Source organism: Armatimonadota bacterium (assembly GCA_029907255.1).
Lineage (GTDB): Bacteria > Armatimonadota > UBA5829 > DTJY01 > DTJY01 > JAIMAU01.
In genome coordinates this window covers 45851-68780 of record JARYMF010000001.1, presented here as the reverse complement: position 1 = coordinate 68780, position 22930 = coordinate 45851, and the positions used below count along the sequence as shown (strand labels likewise).

The following is a 22930-nucleotide window of genomic DNA, read 5'->3' as shown; positions in this document are numbered from 1 at the left end:
TTTATAGCAACTCGGCAAACAGCCACTTCTTGCGGTTGAAAAAGGTATAGCCAGCAACAAAAATTAAAAGCGAGGTTACCGCCGCAAGTCCAAGGTATGTGTAATTCATCCCTAGGTCTCTTATTTCACCAACGTTGAATGGAGGTAGAAGAAGCTTTCGATACGCAATCATTAACATTGAGAGCGGATTTAGATAGAAAAACTTCAGCACAAGCCCCTGGTATGCTGCTGGTATTCTATCCGAATAGTAAATCTGCTCAACAAGAAAAATGATTGGAGTACCATAAAATACCACTGTAAGAAGCACGGTCATCATGTATTTGATATCTTCATAAAATACATTCAGGCATGATATAAACAGGGATATCCCAAGCGTTAGTATAAGCTGGATGAGCACAATGACCGGCAGTAGTAACCAGGTTAGCAAGATGGGAGTCCCCAACACTAGTAAGTAAATGAAGAAAAGGCCAAGTGCCAAAATAAAATGCACTAGATTTGACAAAACAATTGAAACAGGAAGCGCCTCTCGCGGAAAGTATGTCTTCTTTACCAAGTCACCATGCATTAAAACTGACATGCTCGAATCGAGAAGCGACATTTGAAAGAAAGTCCACGGCAGAAAGGCACAGAGCAGATACGCAGAATAGTTTGGAATCTTTACATTCATTATAAATTTGAACACTATGGTAATTGTCGCTACCTGGAGGAGTGGATTAGCAAGCGACCAGAAAAATCCTAAAACTGAGTTCTTATACCTGACCCGTATGTCACGTATAACAAGATTTAACACTAGCTCTCGGTATTTCCAAAGTTCTGCGAGCTCTTTAATCATCCGCTGGCCTCCTATCGGCCTCCTCGCGGACAGGCACAAGTAACTTCATCAGCTCCGCGCCAGGAATCAAAACCTTTCGCTTTCCTGCAACACGGTAGGCATTAACCTTTCCCTGGCGAATATACGAGCGAATAGATGATTGACTCACCTTAAGGTAATTTGCGGCTTGCTCGATGGTGTAGAGATCAGGGAATTCGTCTGCCATATTGCCCTCACAGATACTAGCATGCGGCAACCAGCTGTTGGTTCAGAAACTAAATATGGTTACCACCCCGTAGTATAGCGTTATTGATATTAGTTGTCAAATCTTGATGGATTAAAGCAGCAAATTAGCACAAATGACATATGGAAGTTTTAGTCAGCCTTTGATTTCCTTGCAAAGAGTATATAGGCAAGAATGCATGCTTTATCTAAAGCCAAAGTTCTTTGACAAAGGCTACGGTTTTTGAATCTGCTCAACCTCGCGAATGATTGCAGATAACGCTGAAACGCATTCCTCAGCAACTTTTTTGCCAAGTTCAGCGCTTGCACCTGTGAAGTCTCCCATCACGCCAACTTTGACTCTTGGATCTTGGACTACCCTCGGCACTACGAACCGGGCATCAATATTCTTTAGCTTCTGTGCGTAGGCATCCGGGTCTTTGCGCATAACCTCAAGTATTTCTGAATCGTCATAACACGCTTGGTCCATCTTCACAAGTTCGGGTTTCCAATACATCATTAGCGACGTCTCCATGAGGGCTGCATGGTAGTCACCTTTGGCAAAGTAATACAAGTAAGTTTCCGAAAGCTCCCAGAAAGGCACTAGAAGCACGTTTACACCGGACATTTCTGGGCGAAGCCGCTGAAACTGCAAGGCGGCATCCCTAGCTGCTGCGCAACTTTCTGTTCCACCATGGCCAAGGAGTATGATAAGGTTTTTAAAACCCTGCATTACTAAACTCTGAAGGATGTCCATAAGAAGGAGGGAAAACACTTGCGGGCTGATGTTAATTGTCCCTGGAAGAGTTCCACCCGAAAAGTTGTAATGAACGGGCGGTGTTACAAAACAACCAGTTTTCTCGGAAGTCAGCCGAGCTATCTCTGCAGCGTTGTGAATGTCCACGCTTGTTGGCAAATGATAACCATGTTGCTCAACAACTCCCACGGGGATTATTACAGTCTGCGTTTCCTTGAGACCCTCAGCTATTTCTTTGACGGTCATATTATACATCAGCCGAGCACCGGTCATTTAGCCCTCCTGACTGGGTCAACCCACCGAAATAACACGCTTCTCTTTAACAGCCTTATAGATTGCTTCAACGAGCTTTACCGAATGCCTGCCATCTTCCAAAGTAACCGGCGGCTCCTTATCCTCAATTATGCTCTCATTCATGGCATTTATCATTTGCCCATACAGGCTGACTCCCTGCAAGTGGTACTCTTCCCTTGCGGCTTCAATATTTCTCACCTGGTTGGCATCATATCCGGTTTCCTCCGGTTGGATGATGCTGAACATCTTGCCGGTCGGGTCCTGCCCGATTGTTCCCTGCCCAATAATCGAACCCTTCGTGCCATGTAGTTCGAGAGTATTCTGGGCAGCCGCATCTGGTAGGTTAAAGTAATTATCAACTATACCGTGCGCACCATTGCTAAATCGAACAACAATAGTGGAAGTATCCTCAACTTTGGTGGGATATGAGTGAACAAGCAAATCTTGGAAACCTGTTACCTCCACAATTTTCGCGTTCATGATCCACTCAAGCAAATCGAGGCAATGAGTTCCCATATCTATGAGCGACCCACCGTGGCTTTTCGAGATATCCTGCCGCCAGGCTCCTGGGATGGGCGGATACCAGCAGGTCAACTGAGCACGACCCATTACCATCCTGCCAAGAGCACCAGATTGTACAAGTTCGCGTGCTTTCCGGTTGTAAACGTTGTTTCTCATACAAAAGCCAAGCATGAATTTCACGCCAGCTTTTTTCACGGCTGCCTCCATCATATCTACCTCTTCGGAGGTGGCGGCCATTGGCTTTTCACACAGGATATGTTTTCCTGCCTCTGCAGCTTGGATAACCTGCTTGCAATGAACATCAAGCGGAGTAGCGATGTAAACAGCGTCTATGTCTTGTGCTAGCAGTTCTTCCTCCGAATTGCAGTAATGAGGCACATTGAATTTTTCTGCCACCGCCCTAGCCCGTTCCTTATCGATATCCATGACGGAAACCAATTCCATAGTATCACACATCGAAAGTGCTTCTGGTATCGTCCTACGAAGGGCAATGCCTCCAGCCCCAATCACACCCCATCTGACTTTCAACTTTATAACCCCCTATGCAAAATAGTAATTGCCAGAGCGCAGAGCAAATAGCTCTCCAACCCACTAGAATTTATTTCACAAAGCAAGTTCGGCGTCCTCTTTATATTTCGCCGTTGGGCAAAATTTGGCCTCTCCTTTTCTTGACACAACTCAAGCGCCACGGTTATGATAGTTTATCTCTGAGAAAAAGGCCGTGCGAGGTTTTCCACAGAAGGTTGCTAATTAACCTTTTAGATGCAAAAAACTCATTCAAACAATTAGCACAGGAGTTATTGCAAAAGCGCAGGTAATAACTCGAAAAACAAGAAGGAGATTTCAATGGCACTTATTAAGCCTTTCAACGGAATACGCTATAATCAAGCAAAGGTCGGCGACCTCAGTGCCGTTGTTACCCCTCCCTATGATGTTATCTCACCGGAGGAAGAGGAGTTTTACCTGCAGCAACACCCAAACAATATTGTGCGATTAATCCTCCCGCGGAAAAACTCAAGCGCCGATAATTACTCTCATGCAGCAGAATTACTAAGATCCTGGTTAAATTCAGGAGTGCTAATACAAGAAGAAAAGCCGTGCATTTACGCGTGCATACAAGAATTCGAACTCGATGGCAAGATAAGACAACGTTTGGGAATAACATGCTTAGTTCGGCTTGAGGATTTTGAAAGCAAGACTATCCTGCCACATGAGAATATCATGACAAAGCCTCTGGAGGACCGCTTGAACCTAATACGGGCAACACGCGCAAATTTTGATTCTGTATTTGGTTTGCATCCCGATGGACATATAGGAGAAATCCTTAAGCCATTTCTGGCACGGCCGCCGGACGCCTCGGCACGCGACAAAGACGGGGTGAAGTGCGATTTATATTGCATCTCCGACCATGAGGCAATCAAGGCAATATCGGAAACGCTTGCACAAAAATCAATCCTAATAGCTGACGGACACCACCGTTACTCAGCAGCGCTTGCTTATCGCAATGAAATGCGAACGCTCTACGGCGGCTGCGCCTCAGATGCTCCATATGAGTTCATCATGATGACGCTTGTATCGCTGGAGGATAAAGGATTGGTTATCCTGCCAACACACAGGCTTGTACGCAATGTCAAAGGCTTCAACCCTGAATCGTTCCTGTCTCGACTAAGCGAGCTTTTCGAGGTAACAAAAACGCCACCCGAAGAGCTTGAGCAGACAGTTAGCGTCATCGGCAAAAATAAAACTGCATTTGGTTTATACCTTGGAAATGCCAACTCATATGCTATCCAAATAAAACCCGACGTACGCCCCGAAAAGTTAATTCAGTCATCTGGCTCGGATGCTCTCAAGCGCTTAGATGTGAGCATACTTCACTCGCTTATACTTGAAAAGATTCTTGGCATCGGAAATCAACAATTTGCAGCAGGAACAAACGTCTCGTATACAAGAGATATTCCTAACGCAATGCGGCTTGTAGACAATGGCGAGTACCAAGCATTCTTCCTGATAAATCCAACGAAAGTAGAGGAAGTTAAAGAAATCGCCAGCACTGGAGAACGCATGCCTCAAAAGTCAACTTTCTTCTATCCAAAACTTCTCACTGGAATGGTATTGAGGGTAATGGAGTAAGCTTCAAGCTACTTTACGACTGAGTAGTTACAGAAGAAAGGCGTCTATAGCAAGTATCAAATTTACAAGAAATCTACGCATATAATCTTCCCTTAGAAAAGGAGACCAAAATGGTCAAAATTGCTAATGATATAACAGAACTTATAGGAAAAACACCTCTGGTTAGGTTGAACAAGATTACCCGTGGGGCTTATGCCGAGGTTGTGGCAAAGCTTGAGTCGTTCAACCCAGCAGGAAGTGTTAAAGACAGAATTGGCGTCAGCATGATTCGCGATGCCATTGAAAAGGGCTTAATCACGAAAGATACCGTAATCATCGAACCGACAAGCGGCAACACAGGCATTGCGCTTGCATTCACTGCGGCTACCCTTGGATATAAGCTGATACTTACCATGCCTGAAACAATGAGCATAGAGCGACAAAAACTGCTTAAGGTATTTGGAGCCGAGCTAATCTTGACGCCGGGAAGTGAAGGAATGAAGGGTGCAATCCGCAAAGCAGAAGAATTAGCCAAGGAGATTCCGAACTCTTTCATTCCAATGCAGTTTAAAAATCCTGCTAACCCCAAGATACATCGAGAAACAACAGGGCCTGAGATTTGGAACGATACAGATGGTAAGGTTGACATTCTAGTCGCGGGCGTGGGGACGGGCGGAACAATTACAGGGGTGAGCGAATACATCAAGCCGCTAAAGCCCGAATTCAAAGCAATTGCAGTGGAGCCAGCAAGCTCGCCCGTGCTCTCTGGCGGTCAGCCTGGCCCTCACAAAATTCAAGGCATAGGCGCTGGCTTTGTGCCAGACGTCCTAAGGACTGATTTGATTGACGAGATAATTCAGGTCAAAGACGAGGACGCGATGGAAACAGGCAGGCGGCTAGCCCGCGAGGAAGGCATCCTGGCAGGCATTTCATCAGGCGCAGCAACATGGGCTGCGACACAAGTTGCCCATCGCAAGGAAAACAAGGGCAAAATGATAGTCGTCATCCTTCCCGACACAGGAGAAAGATACCTTAGCACCGCAATGTTTACAACCTAGCTACTAGAAACTGCCTATCAAGCTGGAGACATCAAGTGTTATAATTGGCATTGGCTCGCCTGCTCGAACTGACCCGCATACATGAAAAATCCAGTCATTGAAATCATATTGAGGCATATCATTGTCCCTATACCAATACGGCGGGTCGCCGAATCTTCCTACCATCAGTTGAATGGGTTTAGTTGAACCATTGCGTTGTAACGTTATTTTGAAAGCTTTCGTTGGATCCTCCTGCCTATAGAAATCTATGTGAGCTTGGTCGTTTTCATCCCAAACAAGCAACGGAAAATTATAAGGTAGAACTGTGGGTATCCACTCTGTTCCCAGGTAGTTTACCCTGTTGGGAGCATAGTGTTTATATGATAGACGTGGAAACTCGTTATTTGATCCACAAGGCGAATACTCAAATGGCATTTCACGGAAAAAGTTTTTGATCATTCCGAAGTTGTATTCAAACGACGCCAATGCGGCTGGCCCATTTCCACAAACTGCATAATCCGGAGGAACAGATGGCTCCATGTCTATCTTATCGTAATCTCGATAGAAAGTGTACTTTGTACGTATCACCCGCCAATAGTTGGCACAGCTTTGATATAGTAAATAAGCTTTATTACGCTGAGTGGTTCTAACGGAAGTATCAACACCTATGGAAAACTTGCTACTATTAGACATTAAGCTTCCGTCTAGTACTATCAAGTTTGTCCCTGGGGTTAAAACTATTGAATCCAGGTCAATATAATTCCATGCATCACCCTGAAAACTAGGACCATCACCCAAACGCGGACCTTGATGGGTATACACTAATCTATCTGAGCGGCGGTATCTGGCAAAATGATATCCTGGGTATTTGTTGTACCTGCACGAAGGAAAAACCCATACACTAAGCACTGGCGAGCCGGTAACAGGTCCCTTAATATAGAAATACAACCGCAGAGAATCACCCCGAATAGCATTTTGCTCTTTCGGACCATCATATTGAATTACTTTGCCTACGAGCCCCCTCTGGCCAAGCGGTCGTAGATCACATGCCTCGCTAATATTTTCATTAACGCCGCTATCATTTCGAAAAATTGGATGTCCTTCTGAGTCGGCAAGGTAAATGGCTGCAGTCTTATTTTCACTACAAACAAACTGGGCATCATTCTGGGTGCCATCAGCCCCGCCACAGCCAACCCACCGGCTGAAATAGAGAACTAGCTTATCATCCAAAGGTGAAAGCGAGTCAGGGTCAATTTCTATACCATTCCCATTCCTAAAGCCTAATTCCGTAAGACATGACCAACATCTTGATCCATATCTTCCATGATATGGCGTAAAAGGAGAATTAGCCTGAGAGTTATCCGGGTGTGCATAGTCCAAACCGAGAGCGATAACTGGAATGCGACGGATTGTTACTTGGTTATGACTATTTGCCCAGGTTGAACCATAACCTGTCTCAAATAGAAAACCAATAACACCATTTGTAATGTGAGTCCACTCAACGGTCTCACCTATGGCATCAACTGTGAAATATCTTTCAACGCGAAGGCGACGCTGATTGCCAACCTTATCCCAACGCAAAAGACCTCCCTGACCAGGTCCAGAGTGGTCATGCTCTGAAATATCAACACCATCTACTTTCTTGCCTGGCGCAACAGTAACATCTTCGTTAAATGTAACAAGTTTGCCAAAGGTAGCAACGCCATCAACTTCAAACGCTGGCGACCCCTCTGTATTCTTGCTTATTTGCACCCTTCCAACAAATTCGCCTGCAATTGCATCGCCTGCCGCCACTGCCTTGATAGCTCCGCCTGCTCCTGTGTTTGTCACCGTAAACGCAGGCTTATCACTATTGGCAACTCCAGAAAAAGGCAGAGCAATCTCGGCAGAACGAATGGCGTATGGCACTGAGCTAAGTTTAACCCGTGGTAAGAGTGCCTTTCCCTCAATAATTACCTCTAGCCACACATCTGGATTCGAAAATACCTCTATCGGCACATCATCAATTCTTGTGGTAAAAAAGCCGCCGGTTGTATTGACGTTAGAAGTAGCGGATGTCCAAACGGGAGTAGTACCATCTTCGGAGGTATAAAGTTTAAATTGCACTTGGTAAGTTCCATCAGGAACAGGGACACCTAGCGGACTTACTAGCTTTCCCTGATAGCTTATTTGATTTGGAACGCCCTCGGTAGCATTTAAGGGCATACCAATACTAGCGATTAGGAAAAGAAATGAAACTAGACAAAGTTTTGACCGCACGTTTTTGCTCCTTTCTCCACACTTAACTCTATAAAATACTTTTATAAGTGAACCGTGAAAATAATGCTGGCTTTATATTATAAGCTATTGTCTGCTATTAATTATAGGCAGAAACAATTAATTTGTCAATACCTTATTTTTTAAGGGGTGAGTTTTTGAGGGCTTATCGAGCAGCTTTTTCGCAATATTCGCGAAGGAGTCGCATCCAGAGGTTGTAATCCTCGAGCGATACTTCAGGTGGCGTTTGGTGGTCAACCGATGGCACAAAACCACCCTGGCGCATCACCGGCAGCAGGCGTTCAAATTCTTGTCTTATGCGTTCCTCACCCAGGTGCATCACGGTCTTATCAAAAGCGCCAATCATTCTGAGATTTGGGTGGTCTTTGCGTAGAGCGTTCACATCAACGCCAGCCATTCGCTCAAGAGGAAGGAAGCCCACTATGCCTACTTCCTCATACCAACCCACAGGTTTGGTTACATCGCCGTCCGTATCAACGAATGGAATTATGCCCATCTTGTGGAGTTGTGGAGTAATTTGTTGGTAATATGGAGCAAGAAACTCGTCAAACTGCGCCTTCGAAAGCATTGGCCCATGATTATATGACATATCCTCAGCAAAGGTCATGAAGTCCGGAATGCAGATTTTGCAAAATTGCTCAATAGTGCGCAAATGAAAAGCAAGTAGGTCCTCGTTTATTTCTTTTATTAGTTCGGGTTGGTCATAAAAGGCAAATAGATGCCTTTCAATACCCAAAAGTGTCCGAGGAAACCAAAAAAATCCATCAAGTGAAATCCATACAATCGTTTCGCCGCGTGCCTGCTCTTCTGCCCATGCTTCAACTGTCGCCACGTCGAGAGCTGGGTCGGGATAGAGATGTTCTTTAATCGCAAGATAATCTTTTCTGTCGACGATTATTCCTAGCCCATGACCTGGTGGATGTGGGCAACTAGGTTTTCGAGGCGAAATCCAATATTGTCGGTGTGCATCCTGACCGAAGTAGCTTCTAATTGCAAAACCATCTTTCAAATCGCGTGGAAGCCCTTCTTCATACCAACGCTCTATTGTTTTGTTCCACCAAGGCGCCCATTCAAAAATCGGCAGTCTATCAACCGGCTCGAAGTTCATTACTCGTCGAAATCTTTCTCTATTTGTCATCACTGCCCTCGGAGTACGTCTATCATTGCTGCCATGTTTTCTGCAGGAACATCCACAGGAATGTCATGCGACGGTGAAGCGATGTATCCCCCGCCTTTACCGAGCACGTCAAGCAGTCGCCGAGTCTCACGCCGAATCTCATCAGGCGTCCCAAGCGGGAGGAGGCGTTGGACGCTTATGCCGCCGAAAAACGAAAGTTGCCCATAATATCGCTTCTTGGTCTCAAATATATCCATCACTTCCGGCTGAAAAGGGTTAAAAATATTCAAACCACATTCAATTAAATCTGGAAGGATAGCTTTAACATCGCCGCAACAGTGAATCATAACGTATTTGCCAGCATCTCGAACTCGCTTGTACATTTTTGCAATCCGTGGTTTGATGAACTCTCGCCACAATGCTGGGCCCATGATAAGTCCATTCTGGCTCCCCCAATCGTCACCAAACCGAACACAGTCAATGTCGTGCTTGAGAGCAAAGTCAATCTGCGCCAAATTAAACTCTGTAATTTTATCGAGAAGCTCATGAACAAACTGGGGTAATTCAATCATATCTACAAGCAACTGTTCGAACCCCCGAAGAGTCCATGCCCTTTCAAAGAGTGAAAACCCTATGCTGGCAACACGAAACTTGTCCGCATTGGCTTCAATAAAAGTTGGATAGGTTTCAGCAAGAAGTGGGTAGACTGGGTCAGGAGGCTGCCAGCCACGCAGTGAAGGTTCTGAGAGCACTTGGTTGTCAACACAACCAATATCTTTATCTATTGTTCGGTTCCAAATTACTCCCCACCTGTCTTTGAAGTAGCCTGGCTTGACCTCCTCTCGTGGCCATAAGCCGTCATGCGAGATCATAGCCAAATGATTTCCTAATCGCGCCTCGAATTCGGAATCACTGTAAAATTCAGCTAGCTTTCTTCGGGCACCAGCGGTAAAGGTGACATGATAGGGGATAATATCAGTTTCACAGAACTCAATTGAGCGGATGACTCGTTCCCTGGGCGTCATGTCGTTTGGAACCTCGCATCCAGCATAACGCCCAGGGAAGAGTCTGTCAAGGGCCTTAGAAGCAATTTAGGGTAGTGAATAGATTGTCTTGTCTCCGTCGTTTCTTGGCCTAACAACAGGTATCAAAACGCCTCCGTCCACCATTGTGGAGCTTATACCGCGAATTATCATGTAGTCGCCATAGTTGAACGGACCAGTTAAGTTTGTTGTTTCCACTCTAAGACCCGAGTGGCCGGTGCCGTCGTTTTGTACTGAGCCATCATTAATGTAGACAAACCCTGAACCCACAAACGAGATTATGCCGGAGGTTTTGATTAGCAAGCCAACGTTGTGGATATCCCAACGACCGGGCAGACCTGGGGTCCATGTATTCAGCGAACCGCCGCCAACGCAACGGTTAACCATAAACGGCGCATCGGGTACTATTCCGGCAGAACCCGGAATCACATTCGCTTCGGCAATTCTGCGCTCACCATCCTGAAGCCTAATTACCCCCGATACCGTAACCAGCGTTCCGACCGCTGGACCTGAACCATCCACACGGATGCCAGCCGATTGGTCGCTTCTCGGCGTCCCGTTCTCTTGGATGTAGAAGAACGATCCGAAGTTTCCTGTCACCACCTTGTTCGCAAGTGAGACCGGTGTATCATTTGGAAGCGCTTTTGCATCGGAAATCGTAGATACCGTCGGAGCATATTTGAATGGGCCGAGATCAAGAGTGCCATTCTCGACGTTCGCACCGTTATAACCTTTGATATGCAGATACCAGCTACCTGGTTCAGACGCTGTTAGCGTCAAATCACCATAATTCCATTGTGGCTCAACACCCGTCCAAGTATGCGTGCTGTTTTTATTCCAAGCATAGCGGTAATACTGAACTTTGCCAGCGCCAAAGCCTCCAACCGCGGTAAAGGTAAAACTTGGCGTAGAGTACCATGTATTCGTTGCTTTGTCGCAAATTACGTTGCTTGTCGAAGGTGGAATTGACAAGGTATACGTATATACAGTTGATGTGCCAGGGCCCTCGACTGAGCCATTTCTCGCATGGAAATGCCGTGTGTATAGCGTATTTGGCGCAAGGCCAGTTTCGTCTATATATGAGGCATTTCTGCCTGCAGTGCCCTTAACCGCGTGGCTAGCGTCATGCAATCTGAAACCGGATTCATTATTCGAGACATCGGTAAAGTTCCACCGAATGCTCGATGTTGAGAGTGCGACTGGCGTCCCAGGAATGGGCGCCAACGGAGGGCTGGCTGTGAATTGAGCATCGTCGAAAAGGCTTTCGGTTACCACATTATACTCACGGCCAATGTTGACCCGCGTAAAGCCAAAGGTGTCCGCATTTGCAGGCCTGGGCAGGCTACCCTTTTTCACTCCATCAATATAGTATTTGATTTGGGTTGGTCCAACAACAATTTTAAGATTACGCCAAGCAATCGACCTCGAAGCTAGCTGCGGTGCCCATGACCAAGAGGTGCCATCGAAAACCCCTCCAGAATACTTCGTAGAACTCCCCGGTGAGTTGGGATATGTTCCTAAGTATGCTGAAAACACTATTGTGTTTCCGTTGTACCCTCGCACGTGAATACCCTGATTGCTGTTGTCCGTACCTCCAAGGTCATAGAACCAACAGTCAAATGCACCGCAGGAAAAAGTATCTTGTAATGCTCGGTAGCTCAGACAGCCCTGATTGGAATTCGAGCCTGGTTGCGTTAATGCCGCACCTGAACCAGAATATGTACCATGGTGCTCATCGGTGTACAAGCTTACTCCTCTTGTTGAACCATCTGCAACGACGTCCGGACCCCATGCATTTAGATTAGGGAAGCCGTCCTGGAATACGACTACATGGGTTATAGCAGCAGATGGAGCACTTTGAGCAGACTCATTTCCGATTGCGTCATAAGCCGAAACTGTATAGGTATATGTTGTGTTGCCTGCAAGTCCAGTATCTGTATATGAAGTCTGTGTAGTCGTGGTGATTTGCAAACTATTCCTGAAAACCTTATAACCAGTGACACCTACATTATCGGTTGAAGCAGACCATGTCAGCTCAATTTGGCTTGTGCTTACTGCTTCGGCAACTAGATTGGCTGGGACACTGGGCGGCTGGGTATCGGGCTCGCCAATTACTAATACTTGTTTGCTAACTGTTGGACCAAACCAAGTGTAGCCATCGCGCACCATTCGCCAATCGGTGAGGTAGGTGTTGCCAGAATTGGGGGCTGTTAGTACAAATGTGAACGTATAAGTTTCATTTGGGCCAACTTCGCCAGATATGATGTGTCTCGTCTGGGTGGTAAATGGATCAGAGTCTCCAACTGCACCTAATCTAATTTGGCGGGCTTCGGTCCACAAGACTCCCTTATTTCGGAAAGTAATATGCACTGTATACTGACGGCCGGCCTCCATGGTCGTTGGAATGTCCTCGCTGACAAGTTCGCAGGAATAAAAATCCCACGTGGGGTTTGTCCCAAAGTATTGGCAGATACCCTTATACATGCCCCACATTGCCGCGGACCGGAAGAAATTGTCTCTCAAATAAACAGCATCGTAATTACACGTATCATGAAAAGCTAATTCAGTAAGAGTCGCTGCCCGGTCTGGGATGCGAATTTCTCCATATGCACCGTTCGAATTCTTTACACAAGCACCGTGACAGGTCCACTGGCTATCAACATTCTGTTGGATGGCACTCATTATGTTGTTGTTGATGTAGGTAGCGAGAGTCTGGCTGACTGCACCCCAAGGGGCATGCTCAGTACTCGCATCATAATAGGTCTCTGTGCCTGTCGGACAGCCTGAATAACAATCCCCAGCATAACCATTAGTATGCAGCGACACATAAATATCGCTATTGTCGTAATCCGAGGCAAGCGGTCTGGAGCGGATATCATCGCTGGATTCGCTCGACCCGCTTCCCAAGGTGCAACCAGAGTAGCTTCCATATACGCTACAAGGATATCCAATATGCTGAAGCCAATAACAAGCCGCCATCTGCCACCAAGGCTTGCCAGTAGTAGGATGGTTACCATAGTTCTTATTAGTACAGCGGACCATTCGAACAGTAGCTCCATCATTGAGAAGGTACTTCTCAAGGTACTGGCACATTTCCAGGTTGTGGAAGTCCTCCTCGTTCAGCGGCGAACAATAAACGGGGCGCTGCGTATACCAGCCACTACCATTCCAATAGATGCCGTGTCCAGGAGAAATTGTGATACTTTTCCCTGCAAGACCGCCGACAAGTGGAGGAATACCAGGTGCAGAGGAAGGAGTCGCTTCTTTCGAACGAGGCGTAATTATAGGTGTTGGCGGCAGATAATCGGATAGCAGCTTCCCCTCGGCCATAATTTTGACATCTTTATCGAGGCTAAACTGCCTTAGAGTGAGGTTTACTTGCTTAAAAATTATCCCAAGCTTTTCCTCCGTAATCCCAGCTGTTACCTCTTTCGAAAAATCTACAATAGTAGTTTCGCCTTCTACTCGCAGGTCAAGAACCTTAGTTCCTTGTGGGATGGCTGAGGATAACTGCTTTCCGGTATCTGGATCCACAATTGGCTGTGCTAATGCGGCAACCGCAGAAACTGGGTCCGAGACGTCCGGATGCATCACCGCCTTCAAACCACCCAGATCATCGAGGTAAAACACAACAGCTGATGGATACACACAAAGCTCTATGCTTAGGAGAAAGACAAGAGCAGAAAAAAGGATTAAAAAGTGACGGAAATGAGCGCCCATTCTAGCAACCCCTCCCTTAAAACTTTAAACTTGCTTTCTTGCCCACCAACCAATAAAATTTCTTAAAGTTAGCTGCTTTCATTAACTATAAAATGCCTGATAGCCGCTAAAATAAAGGTCAAATTAATGTTTGAAAGTATTATATCACCTTCATGGCAAGGAGTGTACCAGTATAATTACCAGTTGTGCAACCGTTAAGTTATACTTCGCAAAAATAAAACGCACCTGGAGCTCACCAATAGAGCTCCAGGTGCCATTGCTAGCGCGCCAACGGGGGTTTACTTGCGCCTTTATTGTTTATTGAACTTTACAGCATCGGCGATCACTACCTTCGAGCTCTCTGCCGTGCCGTTGCCAAGTTTCACGTAACCTGAAGTACCAGCCGCAAACGGCTTGTTGGTAACCAAGGTGACCCAAGTACCGCCATTGACAGTTTGATTGACTTGAACTGTCTGCGATCCGCCATTCCAATACACAGTATATGGAGCTTTGGTCGAGCGGTTTGAACCAGAGCGGTACATGCAGTAGACATTGTAGTAGCCAGCGGCTTCAAGATTCGGCGTCCACTTGGCCCATGCCGTTTCACTCGTGGCTGTGCTGTAGTAACGATAGTCACCATTATAAGCGTATGAAGTATCACAGGTTGCAGTTACCCACGAACCTTGATAGGTGGCCGCCTCCTCGTCTATGATGTACTCAGTCCTCGCTGGTGTGGTCACCACCACCTGGTTGCTTAGACCTGACTCGTTGCCGGCCTCATCGTACGCGCTCACCTGATACGTGTACGTCGTGTTGGACGAGCAAGTTGTATCGGAGTAGCTAGTGGTAGCGCTCGTGCCAATTTGCGAGCTGTTTCTGTAGATTTTATAGCCAGCTACGCCAATATTGTCTGTGGAACCAGTCCATGTGAGATTCACCTGGTTGCCCGAAATTGCTGTCCCCTGAAGGTTAGTGGGCGTGCTTGGAGCCTGCGAATCCAGATAGGTCAGGTAATTCCAGCGGACTGCATCGGCAATCACTGCCAGACCGCTTTCGCCAGTGTAGTTGCTTAGCTTTACATAACCGCCGGTACCGCTATTGAAAGGCTTCGTTGCTATTATGTTCCACTGGCCGCCATTAATTGTCTGGTTAACCTGAATGGTTGTTGATCCAGTCTTGAAATAGACGGTGTAAGGTGCTTTAGTCGTGCGGTTGGTACCAGACCTATAGTAGACATAAACCTCATACGTACCGGCATAGGTAAGGTTCGGCGTCCACTTTGCCCAAGCAGTCTCACTACTAGCCGACGAGGTGGTATATTTGTAGTCGCCATTATACGCCGCTGGCGCAGTCGCAGTGGCGCTAGTCCACGAACCATACCAAGTGCAAGACTCCTCATCCAAAATCACTTGATAGCTTGGAGGAGTGGTTACTACTACCCCTGTACACCTGGCAGATTCATTCCCCGACGTATCGAAAGCCGATACCTGATAGGTATAGGTGGTGTTTGCCGAGCAAGTGGTGTCGGAATATGAGGTGCTTTCAGTTGTTGCGATTTGCGATCCATTCCGATAGACCTTGTATCCTGCAACCGCCCTATTATCTGTCGAGGCTGACCAAGCTAGATTTACCTGTGTCTGACTTGGCGGCCAAGCTGATAGGTTGGTTGGGACGCTGGGCGGAGTTGTATCAGGAGTACCAGACACGGTGATTTGCTGCTGACATGTTGCACCAAACCACTGATAACCTTCTCGCAACATTCGCCAATCCGTCGTATAGGTGCCAGTGGTTGAGGGAGCAGTGAGAGTTAAGTTGAAGGTATATGTATCACCTGGCGCTACTTCGCTTGTAACATCGTAGCGAATGGTGGTCGTGAAAGGATCAGAATCTCCCACAGCTCCAAGCTTGAATCCCCTTGCCTGGTTCCATAGCACTCCTCTATTTCGGAACACGATTTGCACATTGGCACGCTCGCCCGGAAGTAGAGACGACGGAATGTTGTGGCTTACTAACTCATCCGAATAGAAATCCCATGTAGGTGTCTGGCCAAAATAATCGCAAACACCCTTGTAGATTCCCCATGCCGCTACTGAGCGGAAGAAGTTATCCTTTAAATGCTGAACGTCATGATCGCAGGTGTCGTGGAATCCGAGTTCTAGCAGACAAGCGGCTCTATCGGGAATTCGAATTTCACCGTAGGCGCCATTTGAATCATGCACGCCACGATTGTTCCAATCGCTATCCGGCATTTTGTTCCGAATGGCGTCAATAAGCGCATTGTTTATTGCATTTGCCAGGTTCTGGCTCACCGTACACCACGCCGCATGTTCCGAGCTACAATCATAATACATATCGGAACCGGTAGGGCAAGAAGTGCCATAGCAATCGCCCTGGTAGGCATTGGTATGGATTGAAATGTATATGTCCGTGTTGTCGTAGTCCGATGCTAATGGGCGAGCACGGATGTCGTCATTCCATTCGTCAGCGCCTGAACCTGGCGTACAGTCGGTGGTGCTTCCCCAAACAGTGCAAGGATACCCTTTGTGCCAAAGCCAATATACGGAAGCCATTTGCCACCAAGGGTAGCTCACCAATGGACATGTCCCATAGTTTTTGTCCAAGCACCTTGGCACTTTGACAGTCATACCGTCTTGCTCAAGGTAGGTTTTAATATACTGGCAGATTTCAATATTGTGGTCATCCTCACGCGAAAGCTGGCCGCTGCAAGTTGGACTGCGCTGGAATCCCCAACTTGACCCAGTCCACACCAATCCATGACCTGGAGACAACGTGACACTGCGTCCCGAGAGAGTATTAAGCTTAACATCGCTTCTCGGTTCAATTACTGGCGCAGGCTCTGCGTATTCCGCAAAAGGCACACCCTCAGCTAGGATTGAGACGTCGCCATCAATGCCGTAGCAACGCAACGTCCACTTTACCTGGTCGAAAATTGCCGCAAGTCGCGCCTCACCAGCTCCCTGCGACATTAATCGTTTGGAAAAGTCAACAACCGCCCTATCGCCCTCAAAGGTGAGGCTAAGCAACTTCGTGCCTGGAGGTATTGCAGAGGTAATACCCAATGCAGCTTGAGTACCCGGAGGCGGTGACGATAAGAGAGACAGTGCCGAGACCACATCTACAGCCCTTGGGTGATTGAGAACAGTGATAGTCCCAGAGGCGTCAATATAGGCCACAGGTCCAGCGTAGGTGCTTGCTACAATGCAAAAGCAACCCAAAACTACGAGGAACAAAACTACTTGGGGTGAAAGATGTGAATCTTTCATTGCATCCCTCCCATGAAAAATTGCACTCTACTACTAGCGATCGTTGGTGGCCATGGGATCCCGGATGCAGGGGAACGACCGCTCTAGTGAGCGATACTATTTACCTTATGTTAGCACAAGGTAATAAGGATGTCAACGGCTAATTTTTGCCACGAGCATTTCTTTTAAAAAATACCATGCGGTTTTTGTGCAGAGGGTAATGTTAGTCAACCATAAACCAAGTGACCGCAAACTTTTGGCACTCAGGTATGTTTGCTTATGCAGCCGATTCTCGCATTGCAAACACGGACTATGTCATCAGCCTTTATTTCAAGAGTGCAGTCGTTTTGACCAGCTCCACAATAAACGGTATCCATACCGAGAATGTGCTTATCAAAGACAACTAGAATATCATCGCGAACGGGCACGGGGCAAATACCACCAACCTGCAACCCAAGCTGTGTCTTGATATTGTCTATTGTGGGAAATTTGATATCCGACCTTGGGATACCAAGAATCTGGCTTAGGGCACGATAATCCACCATATCTTTCGCTCTTACAACCGCAAATATCCAACCTGAACCTTTAACTTTGAATACAAGGGTTTTTAAGAGTCTATCTTTCGAAAAAGGCAGTTTATCTAAAACATCTTGCATTGTTAAAACAGGTTCATGCTCATGGATTCTAAAGCGCACACCCTCCGCTTTAAGTTTTTTAATTATTTTTTTCAAGAATCATCTTTCCTCAAAGTAGCCATAATTGCGAATTACGTCGACGATTACCGAATAGCTCTTCCGCCAAACGCCCGGAGGAACGTTTTCCGATATTTGGATTTGAAGCCTTCCAGTGCGCCCTCCCTCTTCGAGAATTCTTTCCGCTGTCGCACGAATCGTTTCAGACGACGCCAGGTGAACCGATGACGGGAAGTTTACACCCAAACGCATCTTGGGCCACATTGCAACAGCTTGAGCAACACTTGTATCGTTATCTGGCGGTGGCGACATAGAATCAATGCCTAAAATATCCGACTCTCCAATTGCATCCCATAATGGCTTTAAATCGCCATCCATGTGAACGTAAACAGGAATATTCCTATCTGAAAGCATTTCAGATAGTTCACGGTAATAAGGCACACAATACTCGCGGAAGTATTGTTCGCCGATTACAGGCGCAGTAATGTTATCGCCAAACACAACATAGGGCATTGGAGCTCGACGCACGATTTCGAATATAGCACGCAAATGCCTGCCAATTAGCGAAATTACTTCGGCTATCAAGTCTGGATAGTCTGCAATATGAATGCAGAGGTCTTCCAGCGACACCCATTCTATCCACAATCTTTGGAATGGCGTACGACCGAGTGAAACATGCGGCAGTCCGTCGTCACCAAGCTCTCTGTCATCAAAATAAAATCGGTCGAAGTTTTCAGTTACTTTCAGGTCCTTAAGGTAAGCCATGAGGATTAGGTAATCGTCCTTCTTTTGGATAAAGTGCCTTTTCGTCGCTCCCGTGCCATAAACAGGTTCGATGAGTTTCTCTTGAAAAAGCATTCCCTTGGGGGTTATAAGGAACGTGCGAACTCCGGGAACTCCGTCAATGCAAATCTTTTCGGTTTCAAAGCGACAATTTGGCGCAAAGGCAGAATGAACACTGCTCCACCTAAGTATTCCCATGTTCTCTCGACCGACCAGCGCCCATACCTCTTCGTTGGGAGCAGCAATTCCGTCATACTGGACGAACGGCACGCGGTCTGGCATCCGTCCTTGAACGATAGCAAGCATTCGTTCTCGATTTGTCATGGTCATATCCTATTTCGCTTATCTAAAAGGCTGGCTTACTGCAAAACTACCAACTCTAGATATTCTGCTATCTACGCTTAATACTAAGTATTTCAGCCCCTATGACAAAGCTCCTTTCTTGAAATTATGTGCCTTTTACAACCCTTCCTCTTTTTCAAACTTCCATGCTACACTGGGAATTGAGAATTCTATTTTACCTTGACTGCAATGCTCTGCTGTTGTAAGATGATTGTAACAGCTGAGCTTGCCAGGTAACGAGCATGAAAACCGACAACATACTTGATTTAATTGGCAATACTCCGCTTATTCAGCTTAAGGGCGAAAATGTATACGCAAAGGCGGAGTTCCTCAATCCCGGTGGTAGCATAAAAGATCGCGTCGCCCTTGCTATGATTGAAGGCGCCGAGCGCGATGGGAAGCTGAAGTCTGACTCGATTATTATGGAGCCAACCTCCGGCAACACAGGCATAGGGATAGCGCTAGTTGGCCGGCTTAAGGGCTATCAAGTGCGGATTGTTATGCCCGAGGGTATGAGCGAAGAACGCAAAAAGCTCATCAAAGCTCTTGGCGCAGAGCTAATCTTAACACCAGACAATGAGGGCATTGCAGGCGCGGTTCGTCGGGTTGAACAGCTAGCAGCTGAAGACCCGAGGATATATGTACCTCAGCAGTTTGAAAATCCTGACAACCCTCGTGTGCACTACGAGGAAACGGCGCGTGAACTTTGGAGGCAGATGAGCGGTGACATCGCTTGCTTCGTTGCAGGCGTCGGAAGCGGCGGAACACTCCAAGGCGTCGGTAAGTTTCTAAGAGAACACAAGCCGGATGTACGTATTGTCGCTGTCGAACCGAAAAACGTGTCGGCACTCCTTGGCCATGAACCTGGCCTTCATCAGATACAAGGCATCGGCGATGGGTTTATTCCAGGTGTACTTGACGTTTCTTTGATAGACGAAGTTGTAGAGGTTAGCGACGATGACGCTATTGAAACCACCAGGGAGCTAAGCCGCGATTTTGGACTTCTTGTAGGTATCTCTTCGGGTGCTAATGTCTGGGCGGCAAGAGAATTGGCTAAAAAGATAAAAGGAAATATTGCAACAGTGCTTCCCGACAGAGCCGAACGTTATTTCAGCACTGCACTCCTTTAGTTGCTAGCCAAACCTGAGGGTAGATTCCGCGCACACTTTATCTCTATGCAGAAGGCATTTTACTTTTTGGCATACTGTGCTTTTATCTGCTAGCTTTCTCCAAGTTCGTAAATTACCGCTACCTCGCCGCAATTTGGGAACTTCACGCAATTGATACATTCATTCCAAACTTTATGTGGCAACTCGGATTTATCAATTAAGCGAAAGCCGAGCTTTATAAAAAACTCGGGCCTGAAGGTCAATGCAAATACACGAGATATACCCAATTCCCTAGCTTCATTTAGGCAGGCTTGAACAAGCTCTTTGCCAAATCCTTTTCCTTGAACCTTCTTGTCAACAGTAAGCGACTTTACCTCCGCTAAATCCTCCCAGTTGACATGAAGTGCACAAGTACCCATAACCTGCCCGTCTTCCTCAAGAACAAAAAAGTCTCGGATATTTTCATAGAGCTGATTGAGTGACCTAGGGAGAAGGTCACCTTGCTCAGCAAAAAAGTTAATCAATCTTTGCATCTCTGGCACGTCGCCTATTTTGGCCTTCCTTATCTCCATTTTATGCCTCTAATCTTTTAACCTTTAAAAATAATAATTTATTTTATCAGGCAAAGCGCTGAGGTTCCGTCGTTATTTACTATAACAAACAATTGTGGCTGGATTTGATACTTGGCCCACTGTCTTATTGGCTATGTTTTCGACGCTCTGCGAGATTTTGAACTTCCTTTATTAGTTCATCTACCATATGCTCGCTGGACACTTTTCTTATCGCACGGCCCTCGGTGAAAATAACGCCTCCATCGCGCGCACCTGCAAGTCCAACATCTGCATCCCGCGCCTCGCCAGGGCCATTTACCACGCACCCCATAACTGCCACCTTCAGCGGAGGTAGGTCCTTCATCTCGCTAAGCCGCCGCTCTACTTCCATTACCATGTCTATAAGGTCAATTCCACATCTAGCGCATGTTGGGCATGAAATTAACGTAAATCCATGCTCACGCAGATTTAGCGCCTTGAGGATTTCTATTCCCACCTTCACCTCTTCGACCGGCTCAGCAGTAAGTGAGACTCTGAGAGTATCCCCAATTCCCTCTACAAGAAGCGCACCAATAGCCACTGCTGAACGAACTACTCCCTGGCTAAAAAGTCCTGCCTCGGTAACGCCAAGATGAAGTGGGTAGTCTACTTTTTCCGAAATTATCTCATAGGCTTTTATTGTAGTCGGCACGTCGAACGATTTTAGCGAGACAACAATATCTGAAAAGCCTCGCGATTCTAAAAGCTCAATTTCATCCAAGGCACTTTGCACTAGAGCCTCTGGCGTCGGAGGCCCATAACGTTTGCGATCAAGTGAACCAGCGTTTACCCCAACGCGAATTGGAATTTTACGTTCTCGAGCACGGTCAACTATAATTTTTATCTTCTCGGGATCAGTGATGTTTCCAGGATTCAGGCGTAGTTTATCCACTCCTTGTTCGATAGCTTCAAGAGCCAATCGGTAGTCAAAGTGAATGTCGGCGACTAGAGGAATATTAATACGCTGTTTGATTTTCCGCAAGGCTTTTGCGGCTTGCTCGTCAGGGACAGCAACGCGAACTAAATCGCAGCCTGCTTTTTCAAGTTCATGAATCTGAGAAACTGTTGCTGCGACATCAGCAGTGGGGGTGTTAGTCATCGACTGGACAGAAATCGGTGCGCCTCCGCCGATTAGCAGATTCCCAACGCGAACTTGTCTTGTCAAACGCCGCTCGCGCATCCCATCACCTAGCGGAAAAGCTTATTGGAAGCCAACCGATTTAGATCCAGGTACATGATTAAAAGAAAAATAATGGCTATTGTTGTAATCCCGATCCTTATAGCAAGCTCCATGGTAGCTTGGGAAATCCGCTTACCCCTGATTGCTTCCACGAGCAACAGCATTAAATGTCCTCCATCAAGGACAGGGATTGGAAGTAAGTTAATTATGCCCAAACTAAGGCTGAGCACAGCCGTTAGCTGGAGAAGGCCATTCAATCCCCGCTCAACGCCAGTTCTCGCGGCATCCGCAATAGAAATCGGCCCACCAACCGAATCTGCAATTTCACGGCTGAATATTGAAGCGAGAATGTTTGTTAAGAATACTTTTGTCGTTTTTGTTCCATATACAACTGACTCGCCAATACTAACCCGCTTGAGCACCGGCGCCGGCAGGAATCCTAAAATGCCAATCTTCTTGCTACCCTCCTGCATTTGAGGTTGAGGGGTCCCTACTTTGGTTAACAGCTTACCGTCGCGTTGGATAACAAGTGTTAAACGCTTATTCGGGCTGCCGTGGATTATCTTTAGCATTTCCATGCCCGAGTCTATTTTCTCGCCATTGATGCTGACTATCAAATCCCCAGTTTTCAGCCCTATTCGTTCTGCCTCGCTTCCCGGTGCGACGAGGTCTACTTTGTTAATTATTCCGGTGGGCAGGCCAATCACCACGCCCAGCATGCAAAAGATGAGATATGCAAGGACAAAACTCATAAGTGGTCCCGAGAAATAAACGAGCATCCTTTGGCCAACTGGCTTGCTATTGAACCCACCGGGGATATCCTCCTTGCCAGGTTCCATTCCGGCTAACTTAACAAACCCGCCAAGCGGTATGGGGTGAATCGTGTATTCAGTTTCGCCACGCTTAAAAATACGGATAAACTTTGGGCCAAAGCCAAACGCAAACTCTTCCACTCTAATTCTGAACAATTTTGCCGCGGCAAAATGCCCTAACTCGTGAAAGAAGATGAGCGCGCCAATTATAACTATTAATGCTAAGCTGGTCTGGCCAAAAGCCACCCAGTCTATGCTTGTTTGCACGAGA

At 46.7% G+C, this 22930-nt stretch carries 17 protein-coding genes; 3 read left to right on the top strand and 14 right to left on the bottom strand.

All coding sequences use genetic code 11. The annotated features are described in order from the left end of the window. Position 1: 1 nt before the first annotated feature. The 4 genes from QHH26_00305 to QHH26_00290 all read right to left on the bottom strand — a co-directional run bounded on the left by QHH26_00305 (position 2) and on the right by QHH26_00290 (position 3134). A complete protein-coding gene (locus tag QHH26_00305; GenBank protein MDH7480396.1) occupies positions 2-832 on the bottom strand; it encodes an ABC transporter permease in 831 nt (276 codons plus the stop codon). Further along, on the bottom strand, positions 825-1037 hold the full coding sequence (locus QHH26_00300) for a helix-turn-helix domain-containing protein (protein ID MDH7480395.1): 213 nt from the start codon (positions 1035-1037) through the stop codon (positions 825-827). The genes QHH26_00305 and QHH26_00300 overlap by 8 nt, the downstream gene beginning before the upstream one ends. Positions 1038-1268: 231 nt before the next feature. Continuing rightward, positions 1269-2063 carry a creatininase family protein gene (locus QHH26_00295; protein MDH7480394.1) on the bottom strand — a complete coding sequence of 265 codons (795 nt, stop codon included), beginning with the start codon at positions 2061-2063 and terminating at the stop codon, positions 1269-1271. An 18-nt stretch (positions 2064-2081) separates the two neighbouring features. Next, a complete protein-coding gene (locus QHH26_00290) occupies positions 2082-3134 on the bottom strand; it encodes a Gfo/Idh/MocA family oxidoreductase (protein MDH7480393.1) in 1053 nt (350 codons plus the stop codon). A 318-nt stretch (positions 3135-3452) separates the two neighbouring features. Between QHH26_00290 and QHH26_00285 the strand changes: the two genes are divergently transcribed. Both QHH26_00285 and cysK (QHH26_00280) read left to right on the top strand, forming a co-directional pair. Further along, on the top strand, positions 3453-4736 hold the full coding sequence (locus tag QHH26_00285) for a DUF1015 domain-containing protein (protein MDH7480392.1): 1284 nt from the start codon (positions 3453-3455) through the stop codon (positions 4734-4736). A 110-nt stretch (positions 4737-4846) separates the two neighbouring features. Further along, entirely contained in the window at positions 4847-5773 is a 927-nt protein-coding gene (cysK, locus tag QHH26_00280) for a cysteine synthase A (protein MDH7480391.1), read from the top strand. Between the two features lie 3 nt (positions 5774-5776). Here the strand turns inward: cysK (QHH26_00280) and QHH26_00275 are convergent, their stop codons facing one another. The 7 genes from QHH26_00275 to QHH26_00245 form a co-directional block, all read right to left on the bottom strand. Then, entirely contained in the window at positions 5777-8011 is a 2235-nt protein-coding gene (locus QHH26_00275; GenBank protein ID MDH7480390.1) for a hypothetical protein, read from the bottom strand. A gap of 163 nt (positions 8012-8174) precedes the next feature. Beyond that, positions 8175-9167, bottom strand: coding sequence for a uroporphyrinogen decarboxylase family protein (locus QHH26_00270; GenBank protein MDH7480389.1), 993 nt, complete (start codon positions 9165-9167; stop codon positions 8175-8177). Continuing rightward, positions 9167-10171, bottom strand: a complete 1005-nt coding sequence (locus QHH26_00265) for a uroporphyrinogen decarboxylase family protein (GenBank protein MDH7480388.1) — start codon at positions 10169-10171, stop codon at positions 9167-9169. Before QHH26_00265 ends, QHH26_00270 begins: the two co-directional genes overlap by 1 nt. A gap of 66 nt (positions 10172-10237) precedes the next feature. After that, entirely contained in the window at positions 10238-13909 is a 3672-nt protein-coding gene (locus QHH26_00260) for an N-acetylmuramoyl-L-alanine amidase (GenBank protein ID MDH7480387.1), read from the bottom strand. A gap of 290 nt (positions 13910-14199) precedes the next feature. Beyond that, positions 14200-17172 (bottom strand): N-acetylmuramoyl-L-alanine amidase, encoded by a 2973-nt coding sequence (locus QHH26_00255; protein MDH7480386.1) that lies wholly within the window; start codon positions 17170-17172, stop codon positions 14200-14202. A 242-nt stretch (positions 17173-17414) separates the two neighbouring features. Beyond that, a complete protein-coding gene (locus QHH26_00250; GenBank protein MDH7480385.1) occupies positions 17415-17882 on the bottom strand; it encodes a YbaK/EbsC family protein in 468 nt (155 codons plus the stop codon). A gap of 3 nt (positions 17883-17885) precedes the next feature. Continuing rightward, complete coding sequence (locus QHH26_00245; protein MDH7480384.1) at positions 17886-18950, bottom strand: uroporphyrinogen decarboxylase family protein; 1065 nt, start codon at positions 18948-18950, stop codon at positions 17886-17888. Between the two features lie 260 nt (positions 18951-19210). On the opposite strand from QHH26_00245, the gene cysK (QHH26_00240) reads away from it, so the two are divergent. Beyond that, a complete protein-coding gene (cysK, locus tag QHH26_00240; protein MDH7480383.1) occupies positions 19211-20098 on the top strand; it encodes a cysteine synthase A in 888 nt (295 codons plus the stop codon). 89 nt (positions 20099-20187) lie between these two features. Here the strand turns inward: cysK (QHH26_00240) and QHH26_00235 are convergent, their stop codons facing one another. The 3 genes from QHH26_00235 to QHH26_00225 form a co-directional block, all read right to left on the bottom strand. After that, entirely contained in the window at positions 20188-20649 is a 462-nt protein-coding gene (locus tag QHH26_00235) for an N-acetyltransferase (protein MDH7480382.1), read from the bottom strand. A 124-nt stretch (positions 20650-20773) separates the two neighbouring features. After that, a complete protein-coding gene (gene ispG / locus QHH26_00230; protein ID MDH7480381.1) occupies positions 20774-21847 on the bottom strand; it encodes a flavodoxin-dependent (E)-4-hydroxy-3-methylbut-2-enyl-diphosphate synthase in 1074 nt (357 codons plus the stop codon). Between the two features lie 8 nt (positions 21848-21855). Further along, on the bottom strand, positions 21856-22926 hold the full coding sequence (locus QHH26_00225; GenBank protein MDH7480380.1) for a M50 family metallopeptidase: 1071 nt from the start codon (positions 22924-22926) through the stop codon (positions 21856-21858). Positions 22927-22930: the final 4 nt, after the last annotated feature.

Excerpts from the sequence above, each read along its gene's own strand:
- QHH26_00305 (MDH7480396.1), bottom strand. The coding sequence starts at position 832 with ATGATTAAAGAGCTCGCAGAACTTTGGAAATACCGAGAGCTAGTGTTA.
- QHH26_00300 (MDH7480395.1), bottom strand. The coding sequence starts at position 1,037 with ATGGCAGACGAATTCCCTGATCTCTACACCATCGAGCAAGCCGCAAAT.
- QHH26_00295 (MDH7480394.1), bottom strand. The coding sequence starts at position 2,063 with ATGACCGGTGCTCGGCTGATGTATAATATGACCGTCAAAGAAATAGCT.
- QHH26_00285 (MDH7480392.1), top strand. The coding sequence starts at position 3,453 with ATGGCACTTATTAAGCCTTTCAACGGAATACGCTATAATCAAGCAAAG.
- cysK (MDH7480391.1), top strand. The coding sequence starts at position 4,847 with ATGGTCAAAATTGCTAATGATATAACAGAACTTATAGGAAAAACACCT.
- QHH26_00270 (MDH7480389.1), bottom strand. The coding sequence starts at position 9,167 with ATGACAAATAGAGAAAGATTTCGACGAGTAATGAACTTCGAGCCGGTT.
- QHH26_00265 (MDH7480388.1), bottom strand. The coding sequence starts at position 10,171 with ATGACGCCCAGGGAACGAGTCATCCGCTCAATTGAGTTCTGTGAAACT.
- QHH26_00260 (MDH7480387.1), bottom strand. The coding sequence starts at position 13,909 with ATGGGCGCTCATTTCCGTCACTTTTTAATCCTTTTTTCTGCTCTTGTC.
- QHH26_00255 (MDH7480386.1), bottom strand. The coding sequence starts at position 17,172 with ATGAAAGATTCACATCTTTCACCCCAAGTAGTTTTGTTCCTCGTAGTT.
- QHH26_00245 (MDH7480384.1), bottom strand. The coding sequence starts at position 18,950 with ATGACAAATCGAGAACGAATGCTTGCTATCGTTCAAGGACGGATGCCA.
- cysK (MDH7480383.1), top strand. The coding sequence starts at position 19,211 with ATGAAAACCGACAACATACTTGATTTAATTGGCAATACTCCGCTTATT.
- QHH26_00235 (MDH7480382.1), bottom strand. The coding sequence starts at position 20,649 with ATGGAGATAAGGAAGGCCAAAATAGGCGACGTGCCAGAGATGCAAAGA.
- ispG (MDH7480381.1), bottom strand. The coding sequence starts at position 21,847 with ATGCGCGAGCGGCGTTTGACAAGACAAGTTCGCGTTGGGAATCTGCTA.